12 protein-coding genes are annotated in these 11,094 nt (G+C 59.3%); 9 read left to right on the top strand and 3 right to left on the bottom strand.

Annotated features, from left to right (window positions below):
- Positions 1–19 precede the first annotated feature (19 nt).
- The 6 genes from FJ398_20975 to FJ398_20950 all read left to right on the top strand — a co-directional run bounded on the left by FJ398_20975 (position 20) and on the right by FJ398_20950 (position 4,976).
- Positions 20–547, top strand: coding sequence for a LamG domain-containing protein (locus FJ398_20975; GenBank protein MBM3840388.1), 528 nt, complete (start codon positions 20–22; stop codon positions 545–547).
- A 245-nt stretch (positions 548–792) separates the two neighbouring features.
- Positions 793–1,134: a hypothetical protein gene (locus tag FJ398_20970; GenBank protein MBM3840387.1), complete on the top strand. Its 342-nt coding sequence runs from the start codon at positions 793–795 to the stop codon at positions 1,132–1,134.
- 78 nt (positions 1,135–1,212) lie between these two features.
- Complete coding sequence (locus FJ398_20965; protein ID MBM3840386.1) at positions 1,213–3,690, top strand: hypothetical protein; 2,478 nt, start codon at positions 1,213–1,215, stop codon at positions 3,688–3,690.
- Between the two features lies 1 nt (position 3,691).
- A complete protein-coding gene (locus FJ398_20960) occupies positions 3,692–4,255 on the top strand; it encodes a hypothetical protein (GenBank protein MBM3840385.1) in 564 nt (187 codons plus the stop codon).
- Between the two features lie 30 nt (positions 4,256–4,285).
- Positions 4,286–4,540 (top strand): type II toxin-antitoxin system Phd/YefM family antitoxin, encoded by a 255-nt coding sequence (locus FJ398_20955; GenBank protein MBM3840384.1) that lies wholly within the window; start codon positions 4,286–4,288, stop codon positions 4,538–4,540.
- The gene (locus FJ398_20950; protein MBM3840383.1) at positions 4,530–4,976 is read left to right on the top strand and encodes a type II toxin-antitoxin system VapC family toxin; all 447 of its coding nucleotides are present in this window, start codon (positions 4,530–4,532) and stop codon (positions 4,974–4,976) included. Before FJ398_20955 ends, FJ398_20950 begins: the two co-directional genes overlap by 11 nt.
- Positions 4,977–5,479: 503 nt before the next feature.
- Here FJ398_20950 and FJ398_20945 read toward each other — a convergent pair.
- A complete protein-coding gene (locus tag FJ398_20945) occupies positions 5,480–6,337 on the bottom strand; it encodes a hypothetical protein (protein ID MBM3840382.1) in 858 nt (285 codons plus the stop codon).
- Between the two features lie 236 nt (positions 6,338–6,573).
- Between FJ398_20945 and FJ398_20940 the strand changes: the two genes are divergently transcribed.
- Entirely contained in the window at positions 6,574–7,635 is a 1,062-nt protein-coding gene (locus tag FJ398_20940) for a 3-isopropylmalate dehydrogenase (GenBank protein ID MBM3840381.1), read from the top strand.
- A 154-nt stretch (positions 7,636–7,789) separates the two neighbouring features.
- On the opposite strand, the gene FJ398_20935 is transcribed toward FJ398_20940, so the two are convergent.
- Positions 7,790–8,374: a GNAT family N-acetyltransferase gene (locus tag FJ398_20935; protein ID MBM3840380.1), complete on the bottom strand. Its 585-nt coding sequence runs from the start codon at positions 8,372–8,374 to the stop codon at positions 7,790–7,792.
- Positions 8,371–9,027: a glycerol-3-phosphate acyltransferase gene (locus FJ398_20930; protein ID MBM3840379.1), complete on the bottom strand. Its 657-nt coding sequence runs from the start codon at positions 9,025–9,027 to the stop codon at positions 8,371–8,373. The genes FJ398_20935 and FJ398_20930 overlap by 4 nt, the downstream gene beginning before the upstream one ends.
- A gap of 307 nt (positions 9,028–9,334) precedes the next feature.
- On the opposite strand from FJ398_20930, the gene FJ398_20925 reads away from it, so the two are divergent.
- Together FJ398_20925 and FJ398_20920 are read left to right on the top strand one after the other, a co-directional pair.
- Positions 9,335–10,192 carry a hypothetical protein gene (locus tag FJ398_20925; protein ID MBM3840378.1) on the top strand — a complete coding sequence of 286 codons (858 nt, stop codon included), beginning with the start codon at positions 9,335–9,337 and terminating at the stop codon, positions 10,190–10,192.
- Positions 10,060–10,512 (top strand): hypothetical protein, encoded by a 453-nt coding sequence (locus FJ398_20920; GenBank protein MBM3840377.1) that lies wholly within the window; start codon positions 10,060–10,062, stop codon positions 10,510–10,512. Before FJ398_20925 ends, FJ398_20920 begins: the two co-directional genes overlap by 133 nt.
- Positions 10,513–11,094: the final 582 nt, after the last annotated feature.

Below are 11,094 nucleotides of genomic sequence, written 5' to 3'. Positions count from 1 at the left end.
TGAATTCGCTCACAGCGCTATGAAACTTCGGAACGCCATTGCGGGTGTCGTCTGCTCCTTTGTTTTCTCTCAATTCTCAACTCAAATCTGCTCTCAACCCGCCCCGCCCAACCGGGTGCTCGAACTGGACGGTAATGGCAGCTACGTCGAACTGCCGCGCGGGTTGTTCACGAACGAAGTGATCACTGTGGAAGGCTGGGTGTCGCGCTTTTTCGAACTGACGGATGAAGTGCGAGAGGTCGGCGTCAATTTAAGGCCAAATGGCGTTCTCTTTATCGACCAGCCGACGCGGACGCCGGGCGGGCCGATCACCGGCTATCAGAATTACCACTTCCCGGGCCTGGTGCGTTCGAATCAATGGTGTCATCTGGCCGTGGTTTGCCGCAGCAATGCCTGCAAGCTCTACTTCAATGGCGTGCCGATGGCCGCGTCGTGCAGAACGCGATCAGCGATGCGAGCGGCAGCTATCGCTTCGAAAACGTTCCGTGTGGAGAATATCAGGTTCGTTGCGTGGTCATTGATGGATACGAATACTACGCAGGACTGAATGAATCGGAATTTGTGGAAGGCAGCCAAACGGCTGGCAGCCGTAGTCAAGAGGCGACTAAATCGGAAATGAACTCGAGCCCGCCAGCGAACCCCCTCACCCGTCCTTCGGACACCCTCTCCCCCACTGGGGGAGAGGGAAGGGTGAGGGGGATCGAGGCAGTGTCGGCTGTTACGAATTCCAATTCGGCAATCGCCAATCAAAAATCGCAAATCACAATTGAATCCGGTCGGACGACGGTGGACGTGAACTTCCGTTTCACGCCGTTCAAGAAAGGGACGTGGACGACTTACACCTTGGCGGACGGCCTGGCGAGTGAATTGCAGATTCGGAAATTTGTGTTCGAACCGAGCGGCCACGTGTGGATCGCGACGAGCAGCGGCGCCTCGAGGTTTGACGGCACACGATTCATCAATTTCACGACCGAGGATGGCTTGCCGGACAACTTCATCGTGAATATGGACCGCCAGTCGGATGGCACGTTATGGTTCACCACCGCCAATGGCGTCTCGCGCTACGATGGCAAGAAGTTCGTCAATTACGGAATCAAAGATGGACTGCCGATGCTGTACATCCATGCGGCCTAGGTGACCGCGCGCGGCAAAGTTTGGGTTGGAGGAGCAGGAAGGAATGGCGGCGCCGCGTACTTTGACGGCCACCGGTTTGTGGCCTTTACGAGGACCAATGGTTTCCCGGCCGGGACGGCCATTAAGATCAGCGGTTCCCCGGAAGGGAACGCGATCTGGTTCACCGGCGGAGGAGCGCTCGTGAAGTATGATGGGACGAATTTTTTCAACGTGACGAAGGACGCAGGTCTCGGCGAGTTCGAGACGGATACTCCCCACGTCGCGCCGGACGGAAAAGTCTGGTTCGGCGCCGCACCGGGTGCCTGCAGTTATGACGGGACGAACTTTGTGCGGTACACGGCTGAGCACGGGCTGTCAGGCATGGCGTTTTCCACCTACTCGACGCCCGATGGCGTCGTCTGGTTGGCCGGGCCCAGGGGCGTCTCCCGTTTTGATGGGACGAACTTCGTCAATTTCACCGAGCACGACGGGCTCCTGCTGGGCGAGTGCCAGTTCGTAACCAGCTCACGGGATGGAGCGATTTGGGTGGGCACAGCCACGGGTGGCGCCGTGCGCTACGAGCCGGATACATTTACCAGCTTTAACACGGCCGATGGTTTGGCTCGGAACCGAGTGACGGCGATGACCGCGGCCAACGACGGCGGGATCTGGATTGGTTATGGTGCGGTGAGGGTATTCAGCTACCAGTACAGCGGAGCACCTGGCGTGTCCCGACTCGACGGACGAAGCGTTCATCACTTCTCGGATAATGCTGCCCTGACGAATCGCGTCACCGCGATCGTTGCAGGAGGAGGCGGGGAGATGTGGTTGGCGACCGATGGCGGGCTTGTGTCTTTCAATGGGACCTCTTCGCACCGGTGGACGACGAACGATGGCTTGGCGGGCAACCGCGTTTTCTCCCTCACGCGGGGACACGACAATTCAATTTGGGCAGCGACGGAGGCTGGCATCTCCCATTACGTCAACGGGAGATTTGAAAACCTTTCGCTCACCAATGGACCTTTGCGCCGCCGCTACAACCTGGTGTACTGCGACACCAAGGGGCGTATTTGGTTCGGGGAGAACCTGGCTGGGGATGGCACCGGGCCTGGCGCCGCCATGTTCGACGGCAAGTCTTTTCAATTTTTCACCAAAACCAACGGACTCGTCGGCGATATCGTGCTCGCATTCCACAGCGATCCGGATGGCTTGGTCTGGATTGGAACGGACAGCGGCGTTTCGTGCTTCGATGGCGAACGGTTCGTGGCGACTTACACCCGCTCGAACGACCGCCTCGCGCATAACCGCGTGGAAAGCATTTTCCGCGACAGCCGGCGTTGGCTTTGGTTTGGCTCCCAGGCGGGCGCGACGCGCTTTGACGGCCACACGTGGTCCACGCTCACTGAGCGCGACGGGCTGATCGGCCACAATGTCCGAACCATTTGCGAAGGCAAATCCGGGGCGATCTGGCTGGGAACGGATCGCGGCGTGACGCGGTACCGCCCGCCGCCGCGAGCTCCGGCCAACACGCCGACGGTGGCCGTGGAAATCGATCGGCGCTTCGATAATCCCGCCGAACTTCCAGCGATTCTGACGGGCCGGCGCGTGACGTTCCACGTCAGTGTCGCCGATACCAAGACGCACGCAGAGACGCGGCGATTCCGCTATCAGGTCGCGCCGGGAACGGCGAGCGTCGAGGAAATGAAGCGCGGCGAGGATTGGTCGGCATCGCAGAAAGAGCCGCAGTTTGGTTGGGGCACCAACCGCGCCGGCGCCTACACGCTTGCCGTGCAGTACATCGACCGCGATTTGAATTATTCGGAACCCGCCTTGGTTCCATTACGAATCGTGGCTCCGTGGTTCGCGAACGCCTGGATCATGGCGCCGGTGGGCGGGGGAGTTTTGGGGTTGCTGGCTTGGGGAATCACGGCGGGCTGGCTTTACTCGGCGAAACGGCGCGAGGCCGCGCGCTTGCGGGAACGCTTGCTCGAAGAGGAACACAATGCCCGGGAAACAGCGGAGAAAGCCTCTTTCGATTTGGCGGCGAAAAACGTGCAACTGGAAGCGGCGCGCAAGGTGGCCGAGGAGGCCAAAGAATCCGCCGACTCCGCCAACCAGGCCAAGTCGCATTTCCTGGCCAGCATGAGTCACGAGTTGCGCACGCCGCTTAATGCGATCATTGGTTATTCAGAGATGGTGCAGGAAGAACTCGAAGACATGGGCCAGAAAGCGCTCGTGCCTGATCTCAAAAAAATCCAGGCGGCCGCCAAGCATCAACTCAGCTTGGTCAATGACATTCTGGATTTGTCCAAGATTGAAGCGGGCAAGATGACGTTGTTCCTCGAGGAGTTCGACCTGGCGAGGTTGGTGAATGAAGTGGCGGCGACCGTGCAGCCGCTCGTGTCGAAGAATTCCAATTGCCTGGAGGTGCAGTGCCCTGCGGACATCGGCTTGATGCGGTCGGATCAAACGAAGCTGCGCCAGACGTTGTTCAATCTGCTGAGCAATGCGTGCAAGTTTACGAGCAATGGCGTGATACGTTTGGAGGTCGGACGAACATCGAACATCGAACGTTGAAGTGGGAGAGGTGCGTTCCGGCACGCTACTGAAATCCAGAGCGCAGGAACGTGCCGCCGCTCACCCTCACCCCAGCCCTCTCCCTGAGGGCGAGGGAGAAGGCAGCGCGCGCGCTGAGACCAGCGCGCCCGAATCCAACCCGGCGCGGCAAACCATTCTCCCTCTCCCAGCGGGAGAGGGCCGGGGTGAGGGTGAGCGCACGATAACAGTGACGAGTGATAAGGGGTTAGTGGCTAGCAGAAGCCAAAGCGACGCACCGAGTGCTCCACTGACCACTAACCCCTATCCCCTCATCACTTTCCGCGTCAGCGACACCGGCATCGGCATGACGCCGGAGCAACTCGCGAAGCTCTTTCAGGCCTTCACCCAAGCCGATGCGAGCACATCGAAAAAGTACGGCGGCACAGGCCTGGGCCTCGCGCTCTGCAAGAAGTTCGCGCTAATGATGGGCGGCGAACTCACTGTGGAGAGCGAATCTGGAAAGGGATCCTGTTTCACGGTTCGTCTGCCGGCGGTGGTGGAACCGGGCCAAACGACATTCCAGCCTTCGGGAGCGGCGACTTGACAGAGCCTGTGAAACACGCATGTTTCACATATGAGCGCCCATACCGCGACCATCCGGGAATTGCGGACCGACTTTCGTTCCGTGAAAAAGAAGATCGAACAGCACGGCGAGATCGTGATCACCGATCACGGTGCGCCAGCTTATGTGCTGAAAGCCGTAATCTCTCAACCCCCGAAGCGCCGACGCCCGCTGGATTACTACGCGCGCCTATTGAAGCGTCAGCCGAAGCCGATGCCCGCGGAGGAGACTCGGCGGTTTTGGGAGGAGGAACGCGGTGACCGCTGAGGAGGTTTATGTGGATCCCAGTGGGCTGGCGCGCTTGTATATCCATCAGGCTGGTTCCCGCGAAATCTCCGCTTGGCGGGCGAAAATCGGCGACGCGCTGCCGGTGACGCATCACGGCCGGACCGAAGTGATCAACGCTATCTGCCGGTGCGCCTTCCTCGGGCACCTCAACGAACAGGGCTTGGCGGAAGCCCTGGCGGATTTGGCCGACGACTTTGCGAACGGGCGCCTTCGTCAAGCGGACATTTTGTGGCGAGCGGCATTGAATCGCGCCGCAGAATTGAGCCGGAACCACACGCCGAAACTGGGGACGCGTTCGCTGGACGTCCTGCATGTCGCCTGCGCGCTGGAACTCAAAGTCCGCCACTTTTTGACCTTTGATGAACGGCAGCAGAAGCTGGCGGCCGCCGCGGGTTTGAAGCTGGTTCGTTGCTGAACCTCGCAGACGTCCCTACGACTCGACGCTCCGACTCCGCTAACCCAGCGTTTGAAACACTGGGCTATTCTCAAAGGTTCCGCCGGAACAAATCGCAGGCGGCACGACCGCCAAGTGCCAGTCCTCATTCGGCGATGCGCCAGCCAGAAACATGGCGAAACACTCATATTCCTTCTGAAGCCAGGCTGTGATTCAATCGCCGTTGAGCGCATGCAGCGATTCCTATTGAGAGCCTGCTTCAAAATTCCGTGGGGTCCTGCGGCGAGGGATTTTGGCTGCGGCCAAGGCGGCGAGGTCCGAGCATCCCCGTAGCGGGCTGTAAGGAACGAGCTAACGCAGGCCGCAGGCAAAAGACCCGCCGCCCGGAGGGTTTTCGCGCCAAAGGCCGCCTGGCTTTCGTTGCTCCTCAGTCGAAGATCCAGGGAGGATATTCTCCTTCGTCGCGCCTCGCCATCCGGCCTTTGGCGCGAAAACAGGACCCCGCGGAATTTTCGGACACGCTCTTAATGAAACTGTGGATGCTCGTGGAGCATGGCCCAGGTGCGGCGCGAGAGGGGCGCCTGGCGGTAGTTGGGCTCCCACATCGGCTCGGCGCTGGTCGAACGGCGCGCGCGTTCGAGCCATCTTCGGTCAAGCGGGTCGTCAATGAGCTCCAGGGCATTCGCGGCGATGGTGGTTTCCTCTTTCTCGCCTGTGGCATGGCCGCTTCCCACGTAGAATCCAGCCAACAAGAGCGAGACGCGCAGCATCGTGCTTCGCGAGTAGGTCGGCAACGCGCAAGGCCGTTGCGGATCCAGCAGACGGTGGAGGTCGGCAAACACGGGTTGCGTCCACATGGTTGGGTTCTTCGCGGGCGAGTAAGCGTCGAAGAGAATCGCGTGCGGCTTAGGGATAGCTTTCGCCGCGGGCGAGACGAGCAAGCTGGGGAAATCCTCCAAATGCAGCCGCCACGCCACCTGGGCTTGGCCCAAAGCAAATTCGGCGCGCTTAAGGGAGAGCAGTTCTTTGAGGTGATTTTCGAAGCCGCGCAAATATTCGAGCGGCTCGATATTTTCCAGAGCGAACTGCATCGGTTCCGAAGTGCGATCAAAGCTGACAACCTGTATGGAACCCGGGATCTCGGCCAGAGCGCGAAGGACGGTGATCGCGTTGCCGGCGGCGCCAAAGCCTACATCCCAGATCACAAATTCCTCGGGGTGCCGTCGGAAGCGCTCCGCCAGTTTGAGCTGTTTGACATACAGTGCCTCCGCTTCTGCGACCGGGCCAATGACGGGATGGAACGTCTCCGCGTGGGCCAGGGAATGCACGCTCCAGACACCATTGGCCAGGCGAACAATCCGGTAGCTCACATTGGGTTGCACGGACGAATCCTACCCAACAGCGATTATGGACGCATCTCGGTATTTGTATCCCCTCAGTTACTGTAACGACGGTGAGGCGACGCTCCTGCGGAGCCTTTCTTCGATGGCATTGGCTCGGCGAGAGCCTCGCCCCACCCTCAACTTCGGGCATACCGGTATTTGCACAATTCCGTTGAAAGCAAGCCGGGAATCATTAGCATCCTGCCTCCCCGCGCAACCAGCGGGCAGGAAACATCATGAAGAGTTACAATATTGCAGTGATTGGCGGCGACGGGACCGGCCCGGAAGTCATTCGGGAAGCGCTGAAAGTGCTGGACGCCGCCTCAGCCAAATTTGGCCTGAAACTGAATTACACGCACTATGATTTCGGAGGCGCCCGCTATTTGAAGACGAACGAGGCATTGCCCGACAGCGCGGCGGATGAATTGCGGAAATTCCCGGCCATTCTCCTGGGAGCGATCGGACATCCGGACGTCAAGCCCGGCATTCTGGAAAAGGGGATTCTCCTGCGCCTTCGCTTTGAGCTGGAGCAGTATATCAATCTCCGGCCAGTCAAGCTGTACGACGAACGATTTTGCCCGCTGAAGGACAAGAAGCCCGAACACATCGATTTCGTAGTGGTGCGTGAAAACAACGAAGGGCTTTACACGGGGTCGGGCGGGTTCGTGTTCAAAGGCACGCCGAACGAAATCGCCGTCCAGGAAAGCATCAACACGCGCCGCGGGGTCGAGCGCTGCTTGCGCTTTGCGTTCGAGCTGACGCGAAAGCGGAACAAGGCCAAGAAACTCACCCTGTCCGGCAAGACCAACGTGTTGACCTACGCGTTCGACCTTTGGGAGCGGGCGTTTCACGAGATCGGCAAGAAAGATTTTCCGGAGATCAAGCGCGACTACGCCCACGTGGACGCGACCACGATGTGGTTTGTCAAGAATCCGGAGTGGTTCGACGTGATCGTTACGGACAACATGTTTGGCGACATCATCACGGATCTCGGGGCGATGATTCAGGGCGGCATGGGGATTGCCGCGGGGGGCAACATCAATCCCAATGGCGCAAGCATGTTTGAGCCGATCGGAGGCAGCGCGCCGAAATATACCGGCCAGGGTGTCATCAATCCGCTGGCAGCCATTTGTGCCGGGCAGATGATGCTGGATTTCCTTGGAGAGACCGCCGCGGCTCAGGCCATTGAAAGCGCCGTGATCAAGGTCACGCGCGAAAAAATCAAGAGCCTGGCAGCAGGCCATATGGGGCACAGCACGTCCCAGGTCGGGGATCTCGTGGCAGGCGCGCTGGCGTAGCGCGCCGATTCAAGCTCAACGAGTTTTGCCGCCAAAAACTTCAGGCACTGACCCCAGCGCGGGCGAAGCGTGCGGATGTTTGGTTGCGGCGTTAACCGCGCTGGGAACCTCTGTTAACTCTGTTCCCTTCTGTTAAACCACTGCTGTTTCAGGCTCAAGCCCAAGGGCGATTGCTCTGAGCTTCCCGTGCTTCGGCCGCCGCGAAATCTTTCGTGTTGGCCTCGAAGGCTTCGCGCGTGAGATACATCGGTTGGAAAAGCGCTTCGCCGCTGCCGACCAGCGGACCGAACGGAACGAAGCCCAGGTGCTTGTAGAGTTTCTGTTGCCGCGTGGTCCCTGAAATCACCGCCATGTCGTAGCCTTGCCGGACGCAGTATTCCCCGGCGTATTTGAGCAGTCCGAGCGAGACCTGGCCCATGCGATAGTTTTTCTCCACCGCCAGCAGCCGGATCTCGCAAACCGACCTTCCCGGCGGCAAATGATCGTCAAGCCGGGGCAACTTCTGATCCAGCGAGAAGGGCCGTTTGCTGCGCACCGCGAGCATCCCGATGAGTTGCCGGCCGGACACGCAGATGATGTAGGTATTTTCGGCGTGAAACCTGTCCACCAAGAAACCGGTCGGACTCGGTTGATGCTGGGGAATCTCCTCCACGAACGTGCGGTAGTTCAAGCGGTGGATTTGTTCAAACTCCCAATCCTCCGTCGCGATTTTGAACTCGATCGGTGCAGGCAGCTTCATAAAGGCGTTTCTTGGGAACGGGACGATCCGGTTCTGTTTTTCCGAGCCGCAGCCAGAGCAGCCAGTTCTTCCCGGATATTGGTGCGATGGGCGAACAAGACGAGAGCGGCCAGGAGCGCGAATCCCAGAGTCTCCCAACCGGAATTCCTCAAGAATCCGCTCACGAAAGGAAGGGACGTGAAGGCGACGAGACCTGCCAGCGTCGTGCTTTTCAGCAAACCCACCAGCGGGATAAACAGCGCCACCGGTCCGACCATCGCCCACGGGTTCAAAGCGATCGCCGCGCCGGCTGCCGTGGCCATGCCTTTGCCGCCGCGGAAGCGAAGTTGCGCGGGCCAGATGTGGCCGGCGACGACGGCGAGCATCGCCAGGCATTTCAGGGATTCGCCGGAGTTGACGCGCTCAGTTCCCCAAACCGCCAGCCCGCCTTTGCCCATGTCCCAGGCCAGAGTGACGGCGAACGCCCAGGGGCCAAGCGTGCGGCTCACGTTCCGGGCGCCCACATTTCCGCTCCCCGATTGCCGAACGTCTTGACCCGTGGTCATCCAAACCAGGTAGTAACCGAGCGTGATGCAACCCAGGGCATAGCACGCTCCGAACACGGTCAGGGCGTAACCGATGTGGATCGCGGAGATTTCGGCAAGGGAAGCCATGGCTAGTCCGGGTGGAGATCGGAGTTCAACAACTTGCCTTCCTGCATATGACCGGGAGAGCGTTTACCATTATTGCTCTTGTGAGGAAACGAAATTCCGTCCCGCGATCACATTTCCTGCTTTCCAGGCCGTGATTTGCGATTAGGATAGGGCCGATGGCTCTCCTTCGCGAGCTCAAGCGCAATTCAGTGTTGAAGATCAGCGCCCGCAGAGAAAGCCCTGTGAACCATCCTCTCTCAACCGCCCCTCACCGACGCCTTCTTGCGCCCGCACGTATGCGCGTCTCGTTCGCAACTCATCAAGCCGTATGGATTTTCTAATCGTAGGCGGAGGAATTGGTGGGGCGGTGCTGGCCGAGCTGCTGGGACGAAGCGGAAGGAAGGTTGTTTTGCTCGAAAAGAACTCCGGGCCTCCGCGTTATCTGCGGCCGGAGATTCTATGGCCGGCAACCATCGACGTGCTTTGCTCGCTGATCCCGAAAGCGACCTGGGAGCAGGAGTCCGCCTCGCCGCTGCGCGGGATGGAGATCAATGAGGGAAAGCGCGTGCACCACTTGATTTCTCCGGATTTGCTGGATGATCTCAAGATTCAACCCTGGCTGACCAATCCCAACCTCACTCGAGAGCACTTGCTCAGCCTGAATAGCTCCGAAGTTCGGCGTGGCTTCGAGGTCACTTCGGTGCTCAAGGAGAAGGAGCGAATCGTCGGCGTTCGCGCCCTGGACGTCGCCACCGCCAAAGAGAGCGAGTGGCTAGCGCGCTGGACGATTGGGGATGACGGACCGCAGTCAATTCTCCGAAAAGCTGCGGGCCTTCAGATGGAGCGGATCATGTTTCCGCTGGATTTTCATTGCTTCGGGTTCGATTGGCCGCCGGGTTTGGATTCGAGCTTTGCGCAGGTGTGGTTGAATGAGAGCGATGATCCTTCGGGCATTCTCTTGCTCGCGGCAGGGCCTCTGCCGCAGGGCAAAGGCGTTGGGTTCGTGGCTGCTCGTCCCAAGATTTCCGACAGCCCGGCGTCGGTTGCAGAACCGTGGAAGCGGTTTTGCAGTCTCTATCCAGCCGCGCCAAGTATTGTCGGCGAGCGGCGATTTCCGGAAGATTTCATGTGCATCCGGCGAGGCGGGGCCACGTCCCGCGCTACGGTGTGGACGGGGCCATCCTGATTGGCGATGCGGCGCACCCGGTCACCCCGGTGGGCGGCCAGGGCGCCAACATGTCAGTCGCGGATGCTTGCGTGCCGGCAAAGTTGGCGCTGTCGAATGAGCGGAACCTGCTCGAGGAATACGAACGGCTTCGGCGCCCCGCCAACGAACGTTCCCTGGAATTCTCCAAATGGGCGACACGCCTCTGGTCTTTGCCCGAATGGTGCGGGCCCGTTTCACTTTTCCAAATGATGTTGCGAGGCCTGGCGCACTACCCGGCCACGATGCGGCATGCGCTTCAAACCGCGGCGACGGCGTTCCAGACCAAGATTCTCCAGTAATAACACGAAAGCCAGAAACAAAAAAGCCACGCACAAACGCGTGGCTTTCGTGGACAGAGATTTTAGTCGTAGGGGTTAGGTTTTGGCTTCTTCAGCCCAGTTCCCAAGGTGAATGTATTGTTTGATTTTTCTTCGCTCATAACGGTTTTTATGAGGTTTGTCTGGTCGATCCGCGACTTGCGGAAAGGGGTGTTTCCGATTGCGGATCACTTCTGCGATCATATCTGAGGTTTTGGTCATACAATGAGATATGGTGGATTTGACCCGGACCAGGGAGGAACGGCATCGACGATACGTTGTGGGGTTTCCTACTTCTCCCTTCAGTCGTCTGGCCGTCATACGGGTCGCCTTACAATAATTCTGACTGACGATTCGCGCAAGTGTTCAAACAAAAAGCAAGTGGCAACGGTGGCAACATGTGGCAACACATCTCAAACCACTGCCAAAAACACCGGAAGAAGTCGCGCGCCGCGAGTGTGCGTCGGACTGTTTCGAAGCCGGATCAAGACCTCGACGGCTTTGAATCCTCGCGCCGGGCGAAGATTTGACGAATGACCTCTTCGACGGGCACCTCCTGAATAT

Source organism: Verrucomicrobiota bacterium (genome assembly GCA_016871535.1).
In the GTDB taxonomy this organism is placed as follows: domain Bacteria; phylum Verrucomicrobiota; class Verrucomicrobiia; order Limisphaerales; family SIBE01; genus VHCZ01.
Note: the sequence above shows the minus strand (reverse complement) of the source record. Positions and strands in the feature narration are given on the sequence as shown.

What these genes read in the sequence shown, in the direction of transcription:
- FJ398_20930 (MBM3840379.1), bottom strand. Translation starts at nt 9,027, where the DNA reads ATGGCTTCCCTTGCCGAAATCTCCGCGATCCACATCGGTTACGCCCTG.
- FJ398_20955 (MBM3840384.1), top strand. Translation starts at nt 4,286, where the DNA reads ATGAGCGCCCATACCGCGACCATCCGGGAATTGCGGACCGACTTTCGT.
- FJ398_20975 (MBM3840388.1), top strand. Translation starts at nt 20, where the DNA reads ATGAAACTTCGGAACGCCATTGCGGGTGTCGTCTGCTCCTTTGTTTTC.
- FJ398_20925 (MBM3840378.1), top strand. Translation starts at nt 9,335, where the DNA reads ATGGATTTTCTAATCGTAGGCGGAGGAATTGGTGGGGCGGTGCTGGCC.
- FJ398_20935 (MBM3840380.1), bottom strand. Translation starts at nt 8,374, where the DNA reads ATGAAGCTGCCTGCACCGATCGAGTTCAAAATCGCGACGGAGGATTGG.
- FJ398_20940 (MBM3840381.1), top strand. Translation starts at nt 6,574, where the DNA reads ATGAAGAGTTACAATATTGCAGTGATTGGCGGCGACGGGACCGGCCCG.